Origin of the sequence: Neobacillus niacini, from assembly GCF_023715785.1 — a bacterium.
GTDB classification, from domain to species: Bacteria; Bacillota; Bacilli; order Bacillales; family Cytobacillaceae; genus Neobacillus; species Neobacillus niacini_E.
This window is the reverse complement of sequence record NZ_JAMBOX010000002.1, coordinates 263,482-287,271: the sequence shown is the minus strand read 5'-3', so window position 1 is coordinate 287,271 and position 23,790 is coordinate 263,482. Positions and strand designations below refer to the sequence as shown.

Below are 23,790 nucleotides of genomic sequence, written 5' to 3'. Positions count from 1 at the left end.
AAAACTAGCTGAGAAACACACTCTACGTGTCCGGAGTGAATGGTGTTACTGCCAACCATAATTGACTAATTTTATTGACCGGTTATTTTACAAAAGATTTCATTCCAACTCATTGGATTTTCACTTTCAATAGGGGGAGTGCCAACAACATTTTGATTAATCGGCATAAGTGGCTCAACAAATGTAGATGCAACGTATGGACTTGAAAAAAAGCCGACCACTTTTAAGGTTTCGGAACCAATGTTTCGGATATTGTGTGGAACCATTTTAGGAATAACAGCCATTTCACCCTTGGTTAATTGTCCTATTTCATCGTTGACAGTTGCTTCCGCTTTTCCTTCCAAAACTAGAATGATTTCTTCAGCACTATCTGAATGAGTGCCGAGATTGTTTCCGGGTTCAATCTCGAAATAAACAACGGATAGACTCGTTGTGCCAGTGCTTTTATAGAGCGGAAATGCTGTCCTTTGTCTTGTGGCTGGGTCGTTTTCAAACCAACCTTCCAAAAATTGCAATGAGTTCAAATTTGCCGTAATCATTCAAAACCTCCTGCTCGATATTTTTAATTCATTGTATGAAGCATTACCTAAAATTCGAACAAGATTTCTGCGACAAATTAACTATTTTTTCAAAGGATTAAAGAATGATCGTCTTTCACAACGTATTCTTCATTTGATTTTGTGAGATTAGCTTCTTTCTCCTTACATCCTGTGACAGAAGCTTTTGACCTTTTTTTAACTTCAAAAAACCCGTTGAAGATAACACCCCTAAGATCACCAGAATCGTTCCTGCTATTTGAGAAATGGTCACACTCGTTCCGGTAATGATGGAGATCATCATTGTTACAACAGGAACTAAGTTAAAGAAAAGCGAGGTATTAGCTGCTCCTATCGTTTCCATCCCTTTATTCCACCACAAATAACCCAGCACACTGGTGAAAATCGCCATAAATAAAATGGCTCCCCAAGCTGTGAACGTAACTTCTGATAGAGGCTGTGTGCTCGGTAAAAATAGGGACAATACAAGCAGACAAATGGCACCGATGATCATAGTATAGGTGGTTGTTTCCATAGAAGAACTTTGACTTAAATACTTTTTGCCCAATACCCCGTATAATGACCAGCATAAATTTCCTAATAAGATAAGACAGTCTCCAAAAGATATTGAATGAGAAGTTAGAACTTCAAATGAACCTTGAGTTAATACCAATATTACACCTACGAGAGCTAAAATGATGCCTATTATCTGCCTTCTAGCAATCGGTGTTTTTACAATGAAATAGGCTAAAATGGTAGTGAGCAAAGGATTTGTGGCCATAATTAATGCTCCATTTAAAGGAGAGGTATATTTCATCCCTAGAAAGAATAATGAATTAAAGCCAAAAACACCTATAATCCCTAATACGGCATATATTCCAGCATATTTTTTAGCGATGTCCCATCTTACATTCTTTTGTATGCCAATAATGAGAACCATCAAAACGGCAGCGATACCAAACCTCCACCCCGCTGCACTTGCTGAAGAGAAATAATGGAGGGAGAATTTTGTAAGATTGAAAGTAGCACCAGTAAAGACCGCAAACCCAAGTAACATTGCATACACTTTACTCTTCATCTTTGTCCCCCTCGAACATTTCTTGATAAATGTCTAATTTTTCTTCTGTCAGTTTAATGACCATTTCAATTTCTTTCCTTTGCTGCAACAAGGACTGTAAATGCTTTTGTAAAATGTTCATTCTTTTTTGTACTTTTGTGCTTCTAACTTGCTGTGAATCCTCACTTTCCAAAATACATCCGTCCAGCAAAAATTCTTGAATATCCTCTAAAGACATTCCCGTATTTTTCAATACTTTCATAAACCGTAGCAAACGAACATCTCCTTCCGAGTATGTTCGTTTGCCATTATGTCTGGCCAGATTTGACAATAAACCGATTTTTTCGTAGTAACGTAAGGTATGAGGAGAAAATCCCGTTTCCCTTGATACTTCTGAAATACTGTACATAACATCACCTCTGTACCCATGCTACAACTTAGAGTTACCTCTAAGTCAAGGGGAAAAATGTATATAATTTAAAAAACTTACATTTCCCGCTTATAGACAACACGATTGGTTTTTTAATCTTTCAAGCTCTTCTTCTATCCTTACTGGGTCGATCCGTTCAAACAATGGTTCTACTTTTGCCAAACACTGCGATGGAACAACAAACGCCCTCCATTCTGTTTCTGTTGTGGTGATCATTTCCTTTACTTTTCTGCTTGAAAAAGGCAGGAATGGAGTCAGGACTTGAGCTATATTCGCAATAAGGTAAACACAATCTGCCAGAGTCTGTTTGCAAGACTCGGGATCCTTCTTTATTTGTTTCCAAGGCTGTTGTTCGTCAAAGTATTTGTTACAAAATCTAACCAGTTCAAATACTTTTTCCAGTCCTTGCTTGAAGGCAGCCTTTTCAATGCAATGGCCAACTTCATCATAGAGGCGATTCACTTGATCCTGAATAGTGGTCGTGATGTCTTTTTCAGGAATAACACCACCAAATGACTTTTCAATAAATTTTAAAGTCCGATTGACGAAGTTTCCGTAAGCCCCTAATAACTCGCTATTATGGCTATAAATGAATTCCTTCCAAGAAAAATCAGCATCTCGGTTCTCTGGTGCGTTGATGGTTAAGAAATAGCGAATCGAGTCCGGGTCGTATCTTTCCAAAATATCCGGAACCCAAACGGCCCAATTCTTGCTTGTCGATAATTTCTTCTTTTCCAACGTCAAATACTCGTTTGAAACGATATGCGTCGGCAATGGCTCCTTTCCAAGACTAGCAAGAATCCCTGGCCAAATAATCGAATGGAATGGGATATTGTCTTTGCCGTGAACATAATAAGATTCTGCTGAAGAATTCCAAAAGTGTGAATCATCGCTATTTGTTTCTTTCGCCCATAGTTTGCTGGCTGTATAGTAGCCTGACACAGCCTCAATCCAAACGTAGATTTTCTTATCCTCATATCCAAGCACGGGAACGCTGACCCCTATCGGCAAATCCCTTGAAACCGCTCGATCCTGCAGCCCTTCTTTTAAATAGCGTCTCGTAAGGGAGATGGCATTCTCTCTCCAAAGATTTTTGTCCGCTGCTTCCTCGGTATAATTCTCCAAAACATGTTGAAATGTGCTTAATGAAAAATAAAAATGCTCAGTGAATTTGGCTGTAGGTTCATGACCGCAAAGTTTGCATTTTCTTTCGAGCAGATCAAGCGGCTCCAATATGGTAGAACAATGGTCGCATTGGTCGCCGCGCGAAGGTCCCTTGCAAACCGGACAAATCCCCTCCACATAACGGTCAGGCAAAAACTGCTGGCAATGGTCACAATAGGTTTGTTCCATTTCTTTTTTGTAAATCAGCCCATTTTCCAGTAACTCCAAAAAGATCTCCTGAACGATTTTATGATGATGTTCAGTATCAGTCCTTGTATAAGTATCGTATGAAAATCCTAATCTTGAAAAACAATCCACGAATTCTTTGTGGTAACGGTCTGCAATCACTTTTGGAGAAACACCTTCTTGTTTAGCCCTCACTGTAATCGGTGTTCCATTACAATCGCTTCCTGAAACATACAACACCTTTTCTCCCTTTAAGCGGTAATATCTCGCGAGAATATCCCCAGGCAACAAACTTGAAATATGGCCCAAATGCAAGGAGCCGTTCGCATAGGCCCAGGCCCCACCGATAAAAATACTCATAAATGATTACCTCCAAAAATTTAAATGAAAAAACAAAAAAACCTCGCCTTAACTGTAATAGTTAAGGACGAGGTTTGAATTCCACGCGGTACCACCTTAATTTGCAAATAGCTTACACCATTTGCCTCAACAAGTACGGAGTAGACAAACTACTCTTATACTGTGACATGAATAACGAGTGCCAAATCCCGTCGTATCCTACTAATACAAAAGTACGTTCAGTACGAAGCTCAGAGACCATTGTTCAAATGCATGTTTTTGCTTCTTCTCAGCTACCGAAGCTCTCTGGTGAAAAACAACATCATTTTACTTTTTCTCATCATAGCCTTTTTTTGATAATTATCAATAGTCTAGTAAATAATTTAACAGAAGTCAATAAGAAAATTACTAGAAATAATAAACGATTTTGCAGGAACAAAGCCCTACATTCCCCTTTTATGTTCCTTCACATTTCTCACAAACAATACCCTGTTGCGATAAACAACTACGCTTACGATGGCCAGCAATATCCCGGAAATAACAAAGACCATTCGTATCCCCGCCAAATCTGCCAAGATCCCCATCATAAGCGAACCTACGCCAAAGATTCCCGATCCAATCGCTCCTAAAGAAGTATAAACAGTGGACAGTTGTTCTTTTGGGACACTGGTTTGGATGACGGTTTGTTGCGGAATATTTTTCAACTGTCCAAACAATCCCACACACAGAGATAAAAACAGAGCGATAATTGGAATATTGTTTAACCCGAACAGTATGGTGATAATGCAACTTGCGGATGATCCTACAAAAATAAACACACCCAATTTGTCTTCCATAACAGCAGCGTATTTAACGCAATAAATACTTCCAAAAATCAATCCTATAAAGAAAGCACCGTTTATATATCCCCACCATTGTTCATCCACATGCAAGGCATCATTGACAAACACATAGAGAATCGCCGCAATCCACACCGTTCCGGCAATTGTCTCGAAAATGTCGATCCAAGCAATCTTTCTTAAAACTGGAGTTTTAGATAAGGTTTTCCAGCCTTCCTTTATCTGTTCTACTTTGCTTTTTGACGAAGTTAGTTGGTGAATGACGTTTTCTAACAAACTTAACAACACACTCGAAAAAACAAACAAACCACCAACAATCCAAACAAGCTGCTGAGCACTGATAACGACCAAAAACAAACTACCGATAAACCACATCACAGCCTGGATGATTTGAGCAACGGTTTCAGCGATGCCATTTGCTTTTAGCAACTGCTCAGGTTTCACATAATGCGGAATTAATGTCTGTCTGATGGGATTGGCACATCCGTCAAGAAAGGCAATGAAGCCGATCATGAGAAAAATAAAATAGTAGTTCGATGCTGTTATTCCCATTAACAAAAATCCGAGAATGAAAAGCAAAACCGTTTTTCCCATTTGGGACCCAGCCAATAACCACTTCAAATTGACTCTTCCAATTAAAAGTGGTGTCAACAGGCTAGAAACAAACATCGATGTAGTAATCGTAAATGGGACAAAGGAAGCGGACGTTGCCGAACCGGTTAATGCAAAAATCGTACTGATTACACTCACGATATATAAGATATCGCCAATATCGGCGAGAGACTGACCACAAAGCAATAAAGAAAAGTTTCGATTGTATTTCATGATATCCCCCAAATTTTTAAGTTTTTGAATCCAGGGGAGATCTTAAATTGGACTGTTCATTTACCCTTTACTCCTTTCAAATACGGGCAAGTCTGGGGGATGTAGGCCTACCACAAATTTTTACAACAATACATTATTTCATTTTTCCGCTCTTCATTTGTACCTTATTGTATTAAAGCCCATCTACTTCAAGTACATTCTCATAAAAAATTGATGTCAAAGGGGATTAGCGTAGAACAGTCTATTCAACCAAGGAGAGTTTCAGCAAATTGTACATCTGATATTACTTTTATTCCATTTCTTCGTAATAAAGCAGCCGTAACACCCATACCCGCCATTTTTTCACCATTGAAATTGCCATTATAGATTCTTAAACTGCCGCACGATGGGCTATTTTCCTTAAGAACCACCATCGTGGCATTTATTTCTAGAGCTTTTTCAAGTGCAGCATAAGCGCCATTTATGAAAAAATCGGTAACATCTTTCCCTGATTGATTCACGACTTTAGCCTTACCATCGAGTACATCTTCCCCGTTACCGTCGATAATTTCAGCAGGTTCTCTAGGTGTAGATAATCCACCAAGCACTTCAGGGCGTACCGTAATGGCTTTCCCTTCTTCTACAAGTTTCGTGATTTCATTTCTTAAACAGTGCCCGCCATCATATCTTACCTGCAACCCCGCTAAGCAAGAACTCACTACTATCAAAAGTCTGACCTCCTTAAGGATAAATCTCTTACGATATATTTTATCAAAAGTTAAGCACAATTAAGAAAATTTTCTTCTTAATAACAAAGAGTCGGAAAAATTCTCAACTCCGACTCTTTGCAAAACCTTAATTTATCTTTTCAAACCCGCTCTTCTTTTGGGTTCTTTCTACCAAAATTTGATCAAAATACTTCGTGAATTCAGACTCTCCTGAATAAGACAAGCAGAGGTATTGTTTTGCTCTGGTCATTCCTATGTATAATAATGATACTTCCCGCTCCTTATCATCTTCCAAAGGAAAAGGCATGGAATCAACATTTACGATAAAGACAGCTTGGAAGTCTAAGCCTTTACTGCTATCAATCGTACTTATTTTGAGCTTTCCATCCTCCTTCTTAAAGGAGCGTTTCGAAACATCACTTTCAGTTATCCAATAGTAAGGCAAACCAAATTCATCCAATGTACGTTTAATTGTATCAATAATCGGGAATTTATGGGTCTTTTTAACGCGGTAAAGAATCAACATATCATCGAATGGAACTTTTCTCTCTTCATGCAGCTTTTTAATTTGTCTTGCAACCACTTTTATCTCATTGGAAAAATTTGATGCCTTAAGAATACCCACATCAGGTCCTTTTCTTTTTGTACTTTGCGGAGCAATAATCTCCCCTTCAAGATCACGATTTACTACTTTATTTTTAAACATGGAGTGCTCCCGGTAAAAATCCCAGGCAAACTTGACGATTTGAGAAGTATTCCGATAATTAATCGTTAATACTTTTGACCTTCCCTGAAAACTTAAACCAGTATCCTGAAGGTATGAGCGTTTACGCTTATAAATTGTTTGCGCCCTATCTTCAACTAAAAGTAGTGATTGAGTATTAGAATTAATAAGCAGGCTCACCATTCTCAACCAATCTGCCTCAAAATCCTGTCCTTCATCAATTAATACAGCATCATAGGTTGGGAGAATTGCTTCATTTCGCTCAATTTTTTCAATCATATCCGGCAATTGATATTCATTTATTTTCAAATCATTTTTTAACCATGAGTGAAAATTACGTACAATTATATTTTGATTTTGAACTTCCCTTGCCTCCGGGTCGAAATCAAATAGATCCTCAGGTTCATTTAACATATGGTTAATCATTTGTTGGATTGCATTCGCAAGTGAAATGTTAAAACATAGGATAAGTATTTTCCAATCCGGGTTTTGTTTAGATAACATTTTGGCACGGCTAGCAAGTATAATGGTTTTTCCACTGCCTGCCACTCCACGAATTAACCTGTTCCTGTCACCAATTTGTTTGGCCAGATTTTCCTGATGAAGATCCATCGTTTTGATATCATGAAGAGATAAAAGAAGCTGATCTTGATATGGAACTGGCGCTTTAAATTCTGCACTGATCCGTACCTCAGGGAATAAGTGATAGCGAATGGCATTAATATCCTCAATTGACAGAGGTTCTCTTAGCCGGAAAGGAACTACAAACATATTCAAAATCTTTTCCATCAAAACTTCTTCAGAAAATCCATCTTTGTCAGGGTCGATTTCATCCCTTGTTAAACAAAGGTTGGGTTCAATTACCGAATATAACCCTTCCTGTATAAAATCTTTGGTATACAATCGAGTAAAAACTACCCCATGTCCATAAGGAAATTTTAATTGAAATTTATACTTGCCTTCCAATTGGATTAAGTTTTTATCTTTCTTCAATACGTCCACAAGATGAAACATGTTATCTCTTGCTTGTTTCATCGGGCTTTTAATCACTGCTTGATCTCCAGAGGTAGTGACAATATGCCATTCATCATGGTTCAATTGAAAGAGTGTTTTTTTGGTATAATCCTTAACTTCCAATACGACAATTCCAAGATCAGGGCCTATGATAACAAAATCTGGCCGTTTCCCCTGGATTTCCGGTTCAAAATAGACTATATAATCATCGGGAAGAAAGGTTTTTAGTGTCCGAAAGAACAATCTTTCCCCCGTAGTAGCAGATGTTCTAATTGTTTCAGGAATCGTAATCGCCATAACAATCGCCCCAAAAATTGCATTTTTCTCCATTATACAACAATTAGTGCAATTTACCTAAATGTTTACAAAATCCCCTTATTTTTTACAAACTTTGCTTAGACTAACAAAATTCTACCAAAAAGTGTTGTTTTTTTATTCCAATATTTTAATATTATAATTGGGATATATTTTATTGATACATAGTAAAAGTGTAGTTCGAACGCTAGGAAAGTGGAGTGGTGATATTGCTTAAGGGAATTATTGATAAATTTTTCAAGCCAATTCAAAATACCAAACAAGAACAGGTTCCACCATTTAGCCAGGCTGACGTAGAGGCTCTAATAGATGCGAAATTAAAAGAACACTCTGCCGCATTAGATAATAACGTTACAAATATGGATGTTGAAAAACAAACCGAAAATCAAGACGATTACAAATTAACTGCAAAGCAAACTGAATATGCCCTCTCTTTAATAGAAAAGGTCAATAATGAATTTGAACTTGCCATTGAACCCACCAAATTAACAGTTAAAGATTTAAATCGGCTTATTGCCTATCAGAGATATAAGAATAAAGGGACGCTTATAAATCTAGTTAAAAAAGGTGTGTTAAGGAAGAAATAAATATTGGAAATTAGTTATTCAAAAAAATGAATCCTCGGATTTATTAAATCTGGGGATTCTTTGCCTTCCTCTCAAAATGATAATGAAGACGATACTCACATATTTCTCTTGTCCATTGGAAAAGTATATCCTCATCCTCTTTCACAACATCAAAATATAAAGTAAAAAGATCATTTTCGTAGGAAATTAACCCTTTTGAACTGCCGCTCCATTTGGTCATTGGCATGCTAGCAATCAATCTGCTGACGCCTTTTTCATCATAATCCCAAAGTTTCATTGCACCTTTATCGGAGAAATCAATCCGTTTCCTGTGTTCTTTTTCCATTAAATATTGATGAAAAAATGGAGCAACTTCTACGGATGAAATCGGATTATACCAATTTGACGGTCCACGTTGCAGCATCGCCAATAAAACAACCATTTTATAGCTTTTTGACATAGTTGTTTTTTCTGCCTCAACGAGCCAGTTTTCATATCGGCGAAAAACCTCGACTTCCCGCTCCGATAATTCCTGAGCCCAATCCAGGAATCCGACATAAGAATGGAATTCCTGTTTATATTGATAGGAGTCGGAGGAACCCTGCAAATGAAGCTCTAAGTAAGTTGGTCTTCTCCCAATATTTCTCTTTAACGCGAAATAATCACTATATAGGCCCTCTCTTCTCGGCTGCCTTTTCCGCTTCATCTCGTTAAGCAGATTGATAACTTGAACATCCAGGTCCATCTCACAAAACTCAGGCAATTGGGGTTGGATGTTCCGTGCTTTTCCCTCAGTCGGCTGGGTATCAAATAGACTTAATTTCAGATCGGCATTTCGATAGTTTCCTATTAAGTCAACTATTACGCATGTTTCTTTACCTTCTTTCAACCGCAGGCCACGGCCAATTTGCTGGGTAAACACGGTCAGAGATTCTGTCGGCCTAACAAATAATAAAGTATCTATAGAAGGTATATCAACACCCTCATTAAAAAGATCTACAGTAAAAATAATATCAATTACACCATCAGATAGCTGTTGAATCGCCTTTTTTCTACCAATTTCAACCTGCTGGGAATGCAAGCTGACTGTATGATACCCATGCTGATTAAAATAACGGGAAAGGAAGTTTGCCTGTTTAATAGATGAACAAAATGCCAATGTTCTAGTCTGCTTTTTCTCTTCCCAGGCGCGAAGAATCTTCTCCGCCAATTCAAAACTTAACTGTGCTTGGAGCAACTCTTCCTCATCGTATCGGTTACCCAGCCAAGTAATTTGTGTATAGTCGGTATCATCATATACCCCGTAATACTTAAATGGCGATAACCAATTACGTTGAATTGCTTCCAAGAAATCCAGACGGTACGCCACGTTTCCATCACAAATGGCATATACATCCTTATTGTCATTTCGGTCTGGGGTGGCTGTTATTCCCAGTAAGAACTGTGGTCTAAAATAGTCAAGCACCCGCTTATAAGAAGCGGCAGCGGCATGGTGGAACTCATCCACTATTATCAGGTCAAATTCATCCGGTACAAACTGCTCCAAATGTGTTTTCATACTTAAAGTAAAAATTGAGGCAAATATCGCGTCTGCATCACTTTCTTTTATTTTCCCGTTATATATTCCAAACCGTTTGTTTGGCATGATATTGACAAACGATTCTTTCGCTTGAAAAAGGATTTCTTCCCGGTGGGCGATGAATAGGATTTTCTTGAAGCTTTTTGCAAAAAAGCCCGCCAAATATGTTTTGCCAAGGCCTGTCGCCATTACGACAAGAGCTTTATTATATTCCTCTTCACGGGTTTTATTAAGTTCCTCAAGTGCTTCCAATTGAGCAAACCGGGGTTGAATTTCACCGTATTGGACAGGTGTTTCAATAATCATTTCAGGTTGCTTTGGAACTTCTCTTTTTGAAGGCAGCATTAAATCCATTTCTTCGAGCTCGGACCATTTTTGATGCAGATTAGGATGTTTACGATGATACTCGTTGAAATTCCGCCTATATTCTTCCAATGTTTCCCGGTTTAAAGGCACAGTTTGATCCGCGAAAAAAATAGAAAGAAATCCAGACTGCGCGTGATCAAATACGTCCTTTTCATCACTGACCATCAAATTCCATTCCACACCATGTTTCAGTGCGGAAGTAGAAAGATTGGACGATCCAACAAACAGATAGTCATGCACATTGGATTTAAACAGGTAAGCCTTCGGATGAAACGAAACCCCATTAGTTTGCCAAATACGAATGTCCAATCCTGCAATCGTTAACAACTCTTCCAGGGCAGCCGGCTGGGTAATGAATAAATAGTCCCCGGTACAAATTTTAATATCGGCACCATTTTTAGTCGCTTGTATTAGCGATTCCTTTAAAAAATTGACCCCTGATTTCATCACAAATGAGGTTAAAATACATATCGCGGAAGCCTCTTCCAGCTTCTTGACCAAATGGTCTCCCAGTTCCCTGGTTATCAATTGGACCTTACTCATCTTTAACCTCAATCAAGAAGATTTTTTCTTTAAAGCCTCCCCGCTTTTCCGCTTTTTGTTTGCGGACTTCCTCTACAGTTTCAAAAGATGCTCCATGGCATTCGGCAAGGGCATGGATGATTTCCAATAGATCTGCTAGTTCTTCGATCGCATCCTTGTCGTTTTGAGTATTTACATATTCATTCAGTTCCTCGAAGCTTTTCTTTTTTAGTTCTTTTATGTATTCTTCGGTTTCTAGAATTCTTGTAGAAAATTTCTTTCCATCTTCCTCAATTACTTCAGGGATACGGTCACGAACTAATTTGTTGTATATTGGCATAGGATTAGCTCCCTACATTAGATTAATTTGATATGTTCAAAGATCACTTTTTATTTTGTCGCAAAAGGAAACTTATCTTTGCTAGCGTGGATTGCTGCAAGTTGGGCTTCTTTAAAATCCTTAGTTCTCATAACATATTGCTGTCCACAGGTAACAATCCAATCTTTATTCTTTTCATCCCAATTTACATTTCTAATACCTGATAAACTATTTTTATTTGCTCCTTTTCTATTTTGTTGGTTTGCCGATAGGGTAACATTACGTAGATTTCTCTTTGGATTATCTAAAGTAGTATGTTAATGTGATCAACTACTCTGTCCTCCGGACAATCATTAACCACTCGATGAAGATATACCCTTTTCCGTTCTCCATTCTTATTAACTATTGTGTTTACAATATATGGTTCTCCGATCCCCTGCGCATAATGCCAAGTATAGCCTATCATTTTTACCTTTTCTAGATCATCCGTATCAATCAGTGTTACAACATATCTATTTTCATTTCGGACTTTAACAAATATATAAGCTATATCTTGATCCACATAATAATCATTGGTCATTTCATTTGCGTAGTATCTAATGTTTTCCATCCTAAAATCGAGGCGGTCATTGTTTGCAAAATATGCTGTTTTCTCACCATCATTGTTCAACAAGTAATTTCTAAGAGAAATTTTTCTTGAAGATTTTCCTTCGTAAATTTTGGTATAAATAATATAATCATTAATATCCTTTTTTTTATCAGCTACCCATGTGTAATGTCTGTATCTATTTTTATTTTTAAGTCATCTTCATGTCTCCTGTTAATATATAAATAGCCAATATTGTTCTCAATGGTTATTTTGTTGGCTTTTAACGGCTTTTCAAAAGTTAAATTTTCTCTTTTATGGTTCAGTGTACTACCGTCTTTAAAGTAGATTGGAGACTTTGGAAAATCTAAAATCCATTTAGCTAATGTTGTTTGTTTTTTTTCTCCTTCAACCCTATAGGTTCCTCTTACTTCCATTCTGTTTTTTAAACTTTGAAGTCTCCAAGTATTTGGAAATTGTTTTATTAAATTTAAATCCATTAAATCAATTACCGCTTCATTAGTAATATTTCCTTTTTGGTCCTGAAGATATAAAACAACTTCTGATTTACGTATTTTATATTGGTTTTTCATTTTTCCCCTCACCAAAAAACTATTCAATCATTCTAAGTATTACCTTAAATACCTTTGAAGGCTGGCTCTCTAAATCCTTTAAATCCATAATTTCACTTAAGGATGAATTTTCAATGACAAGTGTTTTATCGACATGATTTATATGAATATCAATATTCCTTAAATTTAGATACGTAATATTACTTGCATTATCAAGTTCATTTTCATCCAGATGAACCTTAATGTGGTTTGAAATTCGCCTCATCATTCTCCATAAAGTTACTTCTTCATTTGATTTCATAAAAAGTTCAGGGAGTTCATTAGAGTACTTTAACGTATTTAATGTTGTTAATACATAAACACTTATTCCATACTGGACCGGCCGGATAACCTGTCCCAATGTTTCCCAAGGCTTTAACTTAAAGAAAGCATAATCTTGATCCTTTATTGTGGGTATAAATTGAATTTCTGTACCCTTTACAATTTGCACCTCTTCAACCTGGCTATAAAAGTATACACCGTTCAATTCCTTTGAAATATCTTTTGATAAATACAAGGCGATGTATTTTGCTTCTTGCCAACCTTTTTTTAAATTTCTCACAGGCAATATAAAGAATTTTTCATTTTTAAAGGCGCGATACTCCACTTGATTATTAACGTTTACAACCATTACCTTGTCATCTAATGAAGAAATCCAATCCTCTTTTGTACCTTTAGGTAAAATTCCTTCCTTTTGAATTTCTTCAGGGCTTTTTTCGATTAGGTTTTCAATAAATTGTTCAACCATTCTTGTAGTATTGGGCAAGAATGGCAGTCCCCCAATATTCACTTCATTTATACTTTTATAAAAAGAATGGTCTTCATAGTCCTTTTCATTAAACCCTGGAAATAATACATAGGCTCCAAATGCTTCTCTCTCATAAGGCCCCCCATGTTTAACCACTAATGCATCACGGTACCTATGCATTGTATTTATATCTTCTTCTAGTGGTACAGGTATTTTAAAATCATTGCTGCTATCGGCAAAATTCATCCTATATTTTGCATCAAAGATATATTTATAAGAAAAACTCTTTCCTTTTTTCTCAATACTTAAAATTGTGTCTGGCTTTTGAGACACTGTTGGCAACTTTTGAACAGACCTTTGAAAATGAAGAATAATTTTTTCAGACGTAATTGGATGCTCGAATGACCATGATGCTGACCTTGTTTTGTCTAAATTGACAAACAAACCATCACGATTGACTTTAATGATATTATTGGAAATAGAAATATATTTGCGAGAAAGTATTTGCCCAAGCTTTATAAATGTCCAATATTCATATAACACAGCTACATCCTTTACAGACATTTTATAAAAGCTGCTATTCAAGTTAAGCCCTCTAGATACAATCAAATAAATTTGATAAGCGTCTCTATATCCTGGTGCCATTTGTATGACTAGGCTCATTACAGATCGATCCAAGTTACCAATATTACGCCAAAAAACCGTTTGCATTTTTTGCTTTAATTGATTTCTCATCTCGGTTATTTTTGATACTAGCCATTCATTTTGTTGAATTTCATAATAATCACTAGTTTTAGTCAATTTCTTGTGCAAATCATCAAGCTTATTAATAAGCCGCTTTATCATCCATTTCACAAATTTATTTTCTAATGTATCATAGGTCAAACTTTTCTTTATACTCATTCCGTGAGAGGGCATTACATTCTTGTGATTTATTGTGATTCCATTTTTAACTTCAAGAAACAGGTGTGGTCTTTTTCTTAAATAATTTCGTCCAAATGTATCAACACGACGAATTTGATCTCCCCTTGATTTTTGGTATGTTGTGGTTAATACATGATAGGGTTGTATCTCTATTCGTTTTATGGCTTTCATAAATCTTGTGAAATGCACATCTAATAGACGATAAAACTCCGCCCAGGAAGGATATTTGCTCGTAGTACTCGAAGCTTGCATGTATGTTTTCTTTATAAAATGAAAAGCCAAATTATAAATTTCTTTATTCACTTCATCTAATAGCTGTTTATAGTCCTCTTTGTAATCTAGTTTTGAAGGAAAAACCTCAAGAGTAACTTTTAACAACAATTGGTCTTCATCGAATATTTCAAATGTTGAGTAACCAATCTCATTTAGAAAATGAAGGTTACCGATCATTAACTTGTTTAAACCGCTTCCGACCATACCTACCGACTTTCTCATGAGTTGATTTTCATGATTAAAGCTAAGGTTTCTTCCCTTCTTTGAAGTTACTACCAGTTGATAAACACCATTTTCAAAGAAAATTGGACGAAATTCTTGATTGTCATATAGTGCAAGATCTCCCTGATTTACATCGAATACTAAAATTCTTTCAACATTACTCCCTTCATCAACAGAAAAATGCATTCTATCCTCAATTTTCATTTTACGATATGCTTTTAAGTTGCTATATTGTTCATGAAAAGGTTTTCCTTTTATATATAAAATTAATTCAGAGGTCTCAATAACGACAAGCTCAACATCTTCAACCCCCGAGCCAGAAAGAAGTGAACTCACCTTCATTATACCTCCTTATCATGTCAATCAATTTCATTGCACTCTTGGTGTATTTCGCCTCTTTTATCTCATTTTCTAGTCCTTCAATATTGTCGTCATTAATATTAATTCCGGTACAGAATGTGTAAAGTTCCTTTAATGCATTAAATACACGGTTGTCACTACCCGAGATTCGCGGTAATATCTTTTGTAAAATTTGATAATCAAATGCCTCATAAAAGCTCATTAATTCACTTTTTTGGTTATAAATCATATAGAAACAAATTTCATCACGTACACGGTATCCGACGTGAGCGCCAATTTTTTCAAGAATGGTATTAATCTTGATTAACTCATTTGAAACATTACGGATTAATTCAGGATTTTCTTGATATGCATCTTTTAAATGCAAAAAGTTCCCCATAATTTGTGAGTTGATAATATTAATTGATTCCATTTTCACATTATTCTCTAAAAAGGAGAAATTATTTAAGTCCACACGATTAAACTCTATTGTATTTGCTCGATCTAATACCTTTTTACTAAAAGGAAAAGTGGTTTCATCCATGTTTACCGTTCCTATAATATAGAAATTGCTTGGTACTCCAAGCTTTTCACCAATTATTTCTTCCGGTAATACCGAATGAGAAACAATTTTTCCATTTTGCCATTCGCGGCTTTCTATTACACTTAAAAAATCGCTAAAGTAATGTTCAACTCTTGCTAAATTCATTTCATCTAGTAATACAAAATACGGTTTGTCAGGATTTTCATGTGCATTTTTTAATACTTTTGTTAAAGGACCAGGTACAAAATCTCCTTTAATATCCCGATATCCAAGAAGGTCTGAACCGTCACTCCAGTCAGGACGCACAGGGATAAGTGTAAATTGCCCATTTTCCTTGTTAGCCCCTAAACTTTCTGCAAACCATTTCACCAGCATTGTTTTTCCAGTTCCAGAGATGCCTGAAATAATTACGAATGGTTTTGACCTTAGTGATAAATATAAATTTGAAATTTCCACTTTCTCATAATAGAACCCTTTGTTGGCTATGTATTTATTAACATGGACAATAATTTCATTTACCGTCCAATTTTTCACATGAATAATATCATAATTATCTTCTTTAATTTTGGAATCAAAGTCAGCCATTGATAACAATTTTTCCATGCATACATATTTAATTGGATTCCCTAAACCTTTATGAACTTCACTAACATCCAATCCTAAAATTCTTTTTCTAATTGATTGATCCGCAATTCTTCCTTTCAAAATAAAGCGCCCAGTATTTTCTGGTTTATGATCTTTTTCGTATCCTACAAGTTCGTAAATCTCTTTAATTTTGTTATTAAAAACACTGCAGTAATATTTGTATTCCCCTGATTGTAATCTGTTTTCCCCTACTTTCCAACTTATGCTTGTCGCTCGATATAGCTCTTCAGCTGTCATTCCTTCCCTATATGAATGCCCGATCTTAATTAAAATCGTATCTAAATTATCCATTTATTTATATCACCTCAGTTATATCTCATTACATTAATAAAGTAATTGTTTAATACCATCAACCTCAAAGCCAGAAAGAAGTAAACTCACCTTCATTATATTTCCTAATCATTTCTCCAAGTTTCTTAGCACTTCTCACATACTTGGCTCCATCTACTTCCCTTAATACCTCTTCGATATTCTCATCACTAATATTATTACCTGTACAAAATGTATAAAGTTCTTGTAATACATTAAAAACACGATAATCACTACCAGAAATACGCGGTAGAATCTTTTGAAAGATTTGATTATCAAAAGCGTTGTTAAATTTCAATAATTTCTCTTTATTATTATAAATTATATAAAAACAAATTTCGTCCCGAACACGGTACCCAACATGAGCACCTATACGTTCAAGGATATTATTGATCTTCATTAACTCATTAGAAATATAACGAATTAAATCTGAATTTTCTTGAAAGGCATCTTTTAAATGTAAGAAACCACCCATAATATTGGAGTTGTTTATACTTATATTTTCAACAACACTTGTATTTTCTAAAAAAGAAAAATTATCTAAAACTACTCGATTAAATTCTATGGTATTGGCTCTATCAAGAACCTTTTTACTAAAAGGAAAAGTCGTTTCATCCATATTTACTGTACCAATAATATAAACATTATCCGGTACTCCAACCTTTTCACCCATTAATTCCTCAGGTAAAACTTTGTGTGTTACGAGTTTTCCATCTCGCCATTCACGGCTTTCCATTACACTCAAAAAATCACTAAAGTAATATTCAACACGTGCTAAATTCATTTCATCTAACAAGATAAAATAAGGCTTATTTGAATTATCTGCAGCCCGCTTTAAGGTTACCGTTACAGGCCCTAGTATAAACTCACCTTTTATATCCCGATAACCAAGAAGGTCTGAACCGTCACTCCAATCCGGGCGTACTGGTATCAATGTAAATTGTCCATTTTCTTTCGTAGCACCCAAACTTTCTGCAAACCACTTTATCATCATTGTTTTACCCGTCCCAGAAATTCCTGACAATATAACAAACGGTTTTGTTTTTAGAGATAAAAACAAATTGATAACTTCTTCCTTTTCATAATAGAAACCTTTAGTTTTTATGTAATTGTAAATATGATCAACCATTTCCTTATCTGAAAGTCTAACTAGTTTTTTCGATTCATTTGTAATCAAACTTAACCGATATTTATAAGGTTCTTCCGTTCTGTAAAACTCAATAAACTCAGCTATTTCATCCGGGATTTTGCTTTTAGGATTCTTTGTAAAATATTCATAGCTAGAATGAAAAGCCTCTTTAACCAAATCCTTCAGGTCTTTACCGAACGTTATCAATAAAGTATCAGATTCAACTTTCCTGTCAGCATTTCTTAAAAATGCCTTATATTTTTTACCGTTGATTACTAAACTTACCTCTTCTCTTTTTCCTCTATTAATAACAGCTCCTGCGTTAGCTTCATAAAAGTTATGATGAAAGTCAAGTGGTATTACTGTTTCTCCATGCTCCACAATAGACCAATCGACCTTTTTCCGCCCAATTAGACCAGGAATATTATCTTTAGACCAACTTGCAACCTCTTGAATCATTATAAAAACAGCCCCCAGTGATACTGATATTGATAATTCTCCTCTTTAAACCAATAAAAGAACAGGTATAAGAAAAAAGTCTATTTTTGTCATTTAGTATATCTATATTTTAGAATAACCTTTTAAAAAAATATATCCATTTTCAGGTATAAGTTATAAAAATTGATTAGTTGTAAAAACCGAATGCCGTTATACTAATAGGGTAAATCAAACACTAACTCGTTGAATTTTAGCTTTATTAACAACATGAAAAACTAAATAAGAAGTATTACTATTGAATCCTGTTCCTTACAGAGAGCCCTACTCACTTTATAAATTAGGGCTATTTCCCATTTATTCTCCTTGTTTGCATTTATTCTTTTTTCTGTTTGACGGGCATTTTACCGTGAAATACAATGATAGTAATATATTCTTAGTTTTAGGGAAGACAGGTGAAGAGTTTGTACGAATTAAAGCTGCGCAAGATAGTGAGGCAAGTGAAAAACGGTAATCCGGAAAAACGTTACGAAGCCCTTGGACAGCTATTGGAGCTCAAGCAGCAGGACGGCTACGAGGTTCAGATTGACGTTCTTAAGGATATGATTAAAGCGGCTGCCGGCAAATTTCCTCAGCCTGTCGATCATTGGGACAATCCTTCCGTCTATCTTATCGATTTTGTCTGTGATTTTGCCAGACCCGAGGTCATTGAAGGCCTGATCAAGCATTTTGACGGCTTCGACATTCAGGCCAAAGAACGGGCGATTGACTTTCTTTTGCAAACAGAGGACGAAGAAATCTTTTACTTTTTAGAGGAAAAAATCGTTGGGTTAATGAATGCCGAGGATTTTCTGATTCCCTATCGGAAGCTGTCATCCTATCCCATTTTAATCAAGGGAATCCTTGAGTCCACGATTGATAAATTGGAATCCAAACATTATAAATTTATGATCTATGATCTGCTGTTGTCGTTAAACTCTTCCGGACATGTACAAGGGTTCAAAAAGGAGCAGGTGCTCCCCGTCTTGTTACAGGATTATCAGGCTGAGAAGCAGGAATACCTCAAGTTTGATCAAGATTATACAACGAAGTATGTGTACACAGCCTGGAAGGACAGTTATTTGATTGTCCGCAATCGGATGCGGTTGTTTATTAGTTTAATGGATTTTTATTTTTCAAAGGAAACACAGTGCGAGCTTCTGGAAGCTCAGGAGTTTCGCGATCCTTTCCTGAAAGCGGAAGCATTGCTGATTTCGATTGGCAAGAATCTGCATTATGATAACAGTACTCTGTTGGAATGTGCTAAAAATATTGAAACGGCGGAAATGGTGTACTGGGAACTGAAGGATAAAAATTTGGAGCACCTCTACCCGATTACGGAGGGAAAGCAGCAGCATTTGGCACGGACCCGGCTGTTCTCGACGATTATTCACTTGCCTGAGGATGAGGACGGAATGGCTCACTATCCTGAGGACATCCAGGTCGTTGATCAGGTCGAGACAGAAAACACCTACGGTCAGCCAGTGCGCTATTACTTGATGAGCTTCCGTGAGCAAGATCGAGTGTATGTCGGCTGGGCCGGCGGCTATGCGTTGGAGGATAGCGATGATACCGCCGTGATGTGGGATGGCACGTATACAGAGTTTGTTGACCTGGATTCAGCTTCGAATGAGGACCATAAGCAGCAATTTTTCAACTATCGCTCGGAAGCAATGCAGGAGATGGAAAAGAGTGTTTATTACGAGAGCTCGCCAAGACTCAGCAGAGGCGCCTGGTTCTTTATCGCCCTGCTGATTACCCATTGGGTCAGGGTCCTGCTTTCCGGGTTTGAAGCGCCGCTATGGCCGTCGTTGTTGTTCACTGCGATTGGCGGAGCTGCCTGTTTTTACGAGTTTACTAGAAATAAGCAACGCAAAGTCCTGATTATCGGCCGCCAGTTGGTGAAGCAGGACGGGGCCAAGCAGTTTACCATTGGCATGGATGAAATCAAAAAGGTCGAATACAACCGGAAGCATGTCCTAGTGTATAACAAGAAAAACGAACTGGCTTTCAAAATCCCGCTTCGTTGGGTACAGTACGAATTGTTTTACCATCAGTTGAAGGATCACACCGGCCATTTGAAGAATCGGCCGTTTATACAGGGGTAGGAATATAACAGAAAACGGGTAGTGCGAGGCACCACCCGTTTTCTGTTATATTTGAACCAATTCTAAGTTTCCTAAATCAATTATGAATTTGCCGCCTATCAAAATATCAAGTCCAATTAGCCCGTTGATATCCCAATCATTCATATCTCCAAAGTCTAGTTTTATATCCTTAATTTCAAAATCCCCTAGTTTAATAGAACCAACAGCTTTTCTGAAGGAGTACTCCTCCCCACCAATTCCAAAAGCACTAACTAATTGATCACCATTTTCAAAACGAATACCAAGATCATCAACAATATCAGATGAAATTATGGTATGTGCAGCACCAGTATCTATGATTAACTTATCAATAACTTTAGTTTGTCCATTATAACAGATGGTTATTTGAGATTCTAGCAATTGGTTAATTAATTCTAGTTTCATAATCTTAAACCTCTAAAGCCAGTTGGGTTCCTTATTTCAATTTCTATTTTTTCTGATCCAGTATGGAAAACAATTGTATCCCCTTTAGATTTAAGCAATTCTTTAGTTGCTACTTTCGGATCTTTAATGGTATTAATTAACGCAACATCCGTGACAATCTTTTTATTTCCTTCGTAATGATAGTCAAGAATATTAAGTTTCACATATTGGTCCGGGCAGATTTCTCGAACTTCCTCCCACTTCACAACATTCCCCTCCATTTCTTAGATTTTATTCGATCATTTATAGTTTTCTACTTTCAGTATACTTCATTTTTTTATAAAGTTCCTAAAATGGCAAGAAAAACAAACTTGCATTCAAAATCCCGTTCCGCTGGGTGCAGTACGATTTGTTTTACCATCATTTGAAGGATCACACCGGCCATTTGAAGAATCGGCCGTTTATACAGGGGTAGGTATGGGGGTGGTACAGTGGGTGCCACCCTTTTTTCTTTTATTTCATTTTTTCAATCGGAACGTCAAATACATTCCATAAAAATAGAGTAAAAAGCACCGACAAAAACCAAGCCAATAGAGGGTTTTTGTGGTGAATTTTGAGCATTGAGAACATGACCACCAGAAACAAAAAGGACCACCACATGTTCCAACCATGATGATGATGAATCAAGTCCAAATAATTTCGATTGATGTATTCCACAATCCAGTAAATAAATATCCATAATGACATCCAAACTATTTGCTTCCATTTTTCATCTGGGAAACGGCCAAGATAGATCAAGACTGTCGCAGGATAAGCAATCGCCATAATCATCAGGTTAATAAACGTATGATTTTGCAATAGGTTCTCTGCAAAAAATGTTTCTTTGTATGTCCACATCTTATGATTAAAGAGCAGGAAGTTCTTTAACGCATCAACGCAAATAAAGTACAGGATGGTTGGATAATAATCCCTCCAGCGTTTCCAATCACCCCATTTAATTGCTGCTAATAAGAACAAGGCATTATATATTATGTGCATAATACTAACTCCAAGGTTTTATTTACTACTATCATGCCCTATTTTGGCAATTGATTTAATAACAAATTTTTTGTTTCCCCCTGCCAGTTGCTCTTTTCAATTTACTGCCCGTTATAAACGAAGGATCATCTATCTCTTCTATTAAGTCCGTTTTAATAGACGAGAAGTTGTCATCCAATAAACAATGTATTGTCCCACGCCTAACGCACCTATACTCAATAGCGGAACGAATATATATTTGGAAAATATAAAGCAAATGAACGCCGCGATAGGAATTGCAAGACTGTAATAAATATAGACATTACGGCAAGCCTTAAAAGTTACCCATTGTTGGCCTTCATCCATTTCTCGAAACTCATACGGAATAAAACCCGATAATTTGATACTGCCTTTGGGATCTTTGTTGTTTTGCCGTTTTATAAGGATCGTCCAAATCAAGGCGAAAATAAAAGCAGTCCATGAACATATTCTCCCCAATAAAGGCTGTGTGTTCAGTTGTAGTACCAAAGAGGCTATGATAAAAATCAGTAAAATGATAGGAAAAATCGGCGAACGTAAAATCGTTTTTAACATAAAAATCAATCCTCCTCTTTCAAAAAGAAAACTTCCTCTACGGTCACATGAAATGTCTTCGCGATTTTTAATGCCAATGTAACCGAAGGGGAATAGTCCCCTTTTTCAATTAAACCAATTGTTTGTCTAGTAACTCCAATCGCATCAGCTAAATCCTGTTGAGTCCATCTAAAACGAGCACGCAATTCTCTAACTTTATTTTCCAGCATGTAATTTCCCTTCTCACACTATTTACTAAAATTGTAAATCATGTATTACAAAATGTAAACTATCCTTTGCATTTTGCAATAAATAATTGCCTTGTTGACATGAAATACTTTCATTAAACAACTAAAAATTACAGTAAGAACAATTCTGGACTCTTTAACTTTTCATATTTAATGGGTATTGAAATAAAGAAAAAAAGCGAGTGTCAATTCACCCGCTAATGATAAAACAGCATTTAAAGAATTACTCCTGAAAAATCCCCTTTTAACACTTCTTTCTCATGCTGATTTTTGCCGATAAAGGTCGCCGTAATCGCCGTTCTATTATTGTCCTGCCTCTCATATTTTTCAATTTTAACTTCACATACAATTGTATCACCCGTAAATACAGGTCTTAAAAACTCAAGCTTGCATCAGCTCATAGAGCTTACGGGCGGTGTTGACATTTCTTACCGTAATTTGTTTGTATATCTTTGATCCAATGATCTTTGACATGCCGCTTTTGGTTACATTTTTCCTGTCAACCGACCAAAGGATCGCGCCAGGGACATATTTCACCGTCTCGATGTTTGGTTTGATGGCCAAATTCTCAAGGACGGATTCATCATCAATTTCTTCCCATAAAAACAGGACATCACTCTTTATGTCATTGTCATTTTTCCATGTATCTGGAATAGCATTTATGATTTTACTGACATCTTCGAAACTCCGAACGACTACTTTAATTTGTAATCCGAAATCCTTATGTATCGCTTCTTCCAAAATCCGTGATAGTTCAGTTTTTGAAAGACCATTGTTTGAAAAAATAATATTGCCTGTATTGATGTAGTTCACCACATCATTCATCCCGGCTTGTTCAAATGTTTGTTTCAGCAATTTCATGTCAACTTTATTTTTTCCACCGACATTAATCCCCCGTAGGAGCGCGATATAAACCATAATCCTACTCCTCCCTCTCCTTTTCCATATAAATCCATTATATTCTAAGTGACTATACTTTTCATCTACCTATATAACCGATAAAAAACATACAGCTTACGCTTTTATGCCATAAGAAAAAGGCTGCTCTTTTTGCAGCCAGATTTTTAAAGTAGTATTCAACCGCCACTATATTCTAAGACCACCGACCATACTTCTCTTCATTCCCTACATATTATATAGGGTTAATAAA

Annotated in this window: 20 protein-coding genes, 2 pseudogenes and 1 other annotated feature; of the genes and pseudogenes, 2 read left to right on the top strand and 20 right to left on the bottom strand. The window is 36.4% G+C overall.

Annotated features, from left to right (window positions below):
* Positions 1-71 precede the first annotated feature (71 nt).
* From M3234_RS05950 to M3234_RS05920, 7 genes are all read right to left on the bottom strand, one after another.
* Positions 72-539: a cupin domain-containing protein gene (locus M3234_RS05950; RefSeq protein ID WP_262303823.1), complete on the bottom strand. Its 468-nt coding sequence runs from the start codon at positions 537-539 to the stop codon at positions 72-74.
* A 115-nt stretch (positions 540-654) separates the two neighbouring features.
* Positions 655-1,614 carry a DMT family transporter gene (locus tag M3234_RS05945; RefSeq protein ID WP_262303822.1) on the bottom strand — a complete coding sequence of 320 codons (960 nt, stop codon included), beginning with the start codon at positions 1,612-1,614 and terminating at the stop codon, positions 655-657.
* Positions 1,604-2,002 carry a MerR family transcriptional regulator gene (locus M3234_RS05940; RefSeq protein ID WP_262303821.1) on the bottom strand — a complete coding sequence of 133 codons (399 nt, stop codon included), beginning with the start codon at positions 2,000-2,002 and terminating at the stop codon, positions 1,604-1,606. Before M3234_RS05940 ends, M3234_RS05945 begins: the two co-directional genes overlap by 11 nt.
* A gap of 90 nt (positions 2,003-2,092) precedes the next feature.
* On the bottom strand, positions 2,093-3,733 hold the full coding sequence (gene metG / locus M3234_RS05935) for a methionine--tRNA ligase (RefSeq protein ID WP_262303820.1): 1,641 nt from the start codon (positions 3,731-3,733) through the stop codon (positions 2,093-2,095).
* A gap of 60 nt (positions 3,734-3,793) precedes the next feature.
* Positions 3,794-4,065: a binding site (T-box leader), on the bottom strand.
* Positions 4,066-4,155: 90 nt separating this feature from the next.
* The gene (locus tag M3234_RS05930; RefSeq protein WP_262303819.1) at positions 4,156-5,376 is read right to left on the bottom strand and encodes an MFS transporter; all 1,221 of its coding nucleotides are present in this window, start codon (positions 5,374-5,376) and stop codon (positions 4,156-4,158) included.
* Positions 5,377-5,621: 245 nt separating this feature from the next.
* On the bottom strand, positions 5,622-6,083 hold the full coding sequence (locus tag M3234_RS05925; protein WP_262303818.1) for a 2-thiouracil desulfurase family protein: 462 nt from the start codon (positions 6,081-6,083) through the stop codon (positions 5,622-5,624).
* Positions 6,084-6,210: 127 nt separating this feature from the next.
* Positions 6,211-8,118 (bottom strand): 3'-5' exonuclease, encoded by a 1,908-nt coding sequence (locus tag M3234_RS05920; RefSeq protein ID WP_262303817.1) that lies wholly within the window; start codon positions 8,116-8,118, stop codon positions 6,211-6,213.
* A 221-nt stretch (positions 8,119-8,339) separates the two neighbouring features.
* Here M3234_RS05920 and M3234_RS05915 point away from each other — a divergent pair, with 221 nt between their 5' ends.
* Positions 8,340-8,723 (top strand): ABC transporter ATP-binding protein, encoded by a 384-nt coding sequence (locus tag M3234_RS05915; protein ID WP_262303816.1) that lies wholly within the window; start codon positions 8,340-8,342, stop codon positions 8,721-8,723.
* Positions 8,724-8,766: 43 nt separating this feature from the next.
* Here the strand turns inward: M3234_RS05915 and M3234_RS05910 are convergent, their stop codons facing one another.
* The 6 genes and pseudogenes from M3234_RS05910 to M3234_RS05885 all read right to left on the bottom strand — a co-directional run bounded on the left by M3234_RS05910 (position 8,767) and on the right by M3234_RS05885 (position 18,277).
* Positions 8,767-11,190 (bottom strand): DEAD/DEAH box helicase family protein, encoded by a 2,424-nt coding sequence (locus M3234_RS05910; RefSeq protein ID WP_262303815.1) that lies wholly within the window; start codon positions 11,188-11,190, stop codon positions 8,767-8,769.
* Positions 11,183-11,509, bottom strand: a complete 327-nt coding sequence (locus M3234_RS05905; RefSeq protein WP_262303814.1) for a nucleoside triphosphate pyrophosphohydrolase — start codon at positions 11,507-11,509, stop codon at positions 11,183-11,185. Before M3234_RS05905 ends, M3234_RS05910 begins: the two co-directional genes overlap by 8 nt.
* A gap of 741 nt (positions 11,510-12,250) precedes the next feature.
* On the bottom strand, positions 12,251-12,667 hold the full coding sequence (locus M3234_RS05900) for a hypothetical protein (protein ID WP_262303813.1): 417 nt from the start codon (positions 12,665-12,667) through the stop codon (positions 12,251-12,253).
* A gap of 19 nt (positions 12,668-12,686) precedes the next feature.
* Complete coding sequence (locus M3234_RS05895) at positions 12,687-15,194, bottom strand: restriction endonuclease-like protein (RefSeq protein WP_262303812.1); 2,508 nt, start codon at positions 15,192-15,194, stop codon at positions 12,687-12,689.
* Positions 15,157-16,245, bottom strand: a pseudogene (locus M3234_RS05890) (McrB family protein); the annotation flags it as partial. The gene M3234_RS05895 and the pseudogene M3234_RS05890, both read right to left, overlap by 38 nt.
* Positions 16,246-16,735: 490 nt before the next feature.
* On the bottom strand, positions 16,736-18,277 hold the full coding sequence (locus tag M3234_RS05885) for an McrB family protein (protein ID WP_396953925.1): 1,542 nt from the start codon (positions 18,275-18,277) through the stop codon (positions 16,736-16,738).
* Between the two features lie 431 nt (positions 18,278-18,708).
* On the opposite strand from M3234_RS05885, the gene M3234_RS05880 reads away from it, so the two are divergent.
* Complete coding sequence (locus M3234_RS05880) at positions 18,709-20,400, top strand: hypothetical protein (RefSeq protein WP_262303811.1); 1,692 nt, start codon at positions 18,709-18,711, stop codon at positions 20,398-20,400.
* Positions 20,401-20,445: 45 nt separating this feature from the next.
* On the opposite strand, the gene M3234_RS05875 is transcribed toward M3234_RS05880, so the two are convergent.
* The 7 genes and pseudogenes from M3234_RS05875 to M3234_RS05845 all read right to left on the bottom strand — a co-directional run bounded on the left by M3234_RS05875 (position 20,446) and on the right by M3234_RS05845 (position 23,558).
* Positions 20,446-20,823: a retropepsin-like aspartic protease gene (locus tag M3234_RS05875; RefSeq protein ID WP_262303810.1), complete on the bottom strand. Its 378-nt coding sequence runs from the start codon at positions 20,821-20,823 to the stop codon at positions 20,446-20,448.
* Positions 20,820-21,068 (bottom strand): hypothetical protein, encoded by a 249-nt coding sequence (locus M3234_RS05870; protein WP_262303809.1) that lies wholly within the window; start codon positions 21,066-21,068, stop codon positions 20,820-20,822. The genes M3234_RS05875 and M3234_RS05870 overlap by 4 nt, the downstream gene beginning before the upstream one ends.
* Before the next feature lie 247 nt (positions 21,069-21,315).
* Positions 21,316-21,840, bottom strand: a complete 525-nt coding sequence (locus M3234_RS05865; protein ID WP_262303808.1) for a CBO0543 family protein — start codon at positions 21,838-21,840, stop codon at positions 21,316-21,318.
* Between the two features lie 141 nt (positions 21,841-21,981).
* Positions 21,982-22,413, bottom strand: coding sequence for a hypothetical protein (locus M3234_RS05860; RefSeq protein ID WP_262303807.1), 432 nt, complete (start codon positions 22,411-22,413; stop codon positions 21,982-21,984).
* Positions 22,414-22,418: 5 nt separating this feature from the next.
* Entirely contained in the window at positions 22,419-22,622 is a 204-nt protein-coding gene (locus tag M3234_RS05855; RefSeq protein WP_262303806.1) for a helix-turn-helix transcriptional regulator, read from the bottom strand.
* 233 nt (positions 22,623-22,855) lie between these two features.
* Positions 22,856-23,023 (bottom strand): annotated as a pseudogene (locus M3234_RS05850) (hotdog family protein); the annotation flags it as partial.
* Positions 23,022-23,558 carry a DUF1697 domain-containing protein gene (locus M3234_RS05845; RefSeq protein WP_262303805.1) on the bottom strand — a complete coding sequence of 179 codons (537 nt, stop codon included), beginning with the start codon at positions 23,556-23,558 and terminating at the stop codon, positions 23,022-23,024. The gene M3234_RS05845 and the pseudogene M3234_RS05850, both read right to left, overlap by 2 nt.
* Positions 23,559-23,790: the final 232 nt, after the last annotated feature.

Excerpts from the sequence above, each read along its gene's own strand:
- M3234_RS05865 (WP_262303808.1), bottom strand. The coding sequence starts at position 21,840 with ATGCACATAATATATAATGCCTTGTTCTTATTAGCAGCAATTAAATGG.
- metG (WP_262303820.1), bottom strand. The coding sequence starts at position 3,733 with ATGAGTATTTTTATCGGTGGGGCCTGGGCCTATGCGAACGGCTCCTTG.
- M3234_RS05885 (WP_396953925.1), bottom strand. The coding sequence starts at position 18,277 with ATGATTCAAGAGGTTGCAAGTTGGTCTAAAGATAATATTCCTGGTCTA.
- M3234_RS05845 (WP_262303805.1), bottom strand. The coding sequence starts at position 23,558 with ATGGTTTATATCGCGCTCCTACGGGGGATTAATGTCGGTGGAAAAAAT.
- M3234_RS05900 (WP_262303813.1), bottom strand. The coding sequence starts at position 12,667 with ATGAAAAACCAATATAAAATACGTAAATCAGAAGTTGTTTTATATCTT.
- M3234_RS05945 (WP_262303822.1), bottom strand. The coding sequence starts at position 1,614 with ATGAAGAGTAAAGTGTATGCAATGTTACTTGGGTTTGCGGTCTTTACT.
- M3234_RS05875 (WP_262303810.1), bottom strand. The coding sequence starts at position 20,823 with ATGAAACTAGAATTAATTAACCAATTGCTAGAATCTCAAATAACCATC.
- M3234_RS05910 (WP_262303815.1), bottom strand. The coding sequence starts at position 11,190 with ATGAGTAAGGTCCAATTGATAACCAGGGAACTGGGAGACCATTTGGTC.
- M3234_RS05940 (WP_262303821.1), bottom strand. The coding sequence starts at position 2,002 with ATGTACAGTATTTCAGAAGTATCAAGGGAAACGGGATTTTCTCCTCAT.
- M3234_RS05930 (WP_262303819.1), bottom strand. The coding sequence starts at position 5,376 with ATGAAATACAATCGAAACTTTTCTTTATTGCTTTGTGGTCAGTCTCTC.
- M3234_RS05860 (WP_262303807.1), bottom strand. The coding sequence starts at position 22,413 with ATGTTAAAAACGATTTTACGTTCGCCGATTTTTCCTATCATTTTACTG.
- M3234_RS05920 (WP_262303817.1), bottom strand. The coding sequence starts at position 8,118 with ATGGCGATTACGATTCCTGAAACAATTAGAACATCTGCTACTACGGGG.
- M3234_RS05855 (WP_262303806.1), bottom strand. The coding sequence starts at position 22,622 with ATGCTGGAAAATAAAGTTAGAGAATTGCGTGCTCGTTTTAGATGGACT.
- M3234_RS05950 (WP_262303823.1), bottom strand. The coding sequence starts at position 539 with ATGATTACGGCAAATTTGAACTCATTGCAATTTTTGGAAGGTTGGTTT.
- M3234_RS05905 (WP_262303814.1), bottom strand. The coding sequence starts at position 11,509 with ATGCCAATATACAACAAATTAGTTCGTGACCGTATCCCTGAAGTAATT.
- M3234_RS05895 (WP_262303812.1), bottom strand. The coding sequence starts at position 15,194 with ATGAAGGTGAGTTCACTTCTTTCTGGCTCGGGGGTTGAAGATGTTGAG.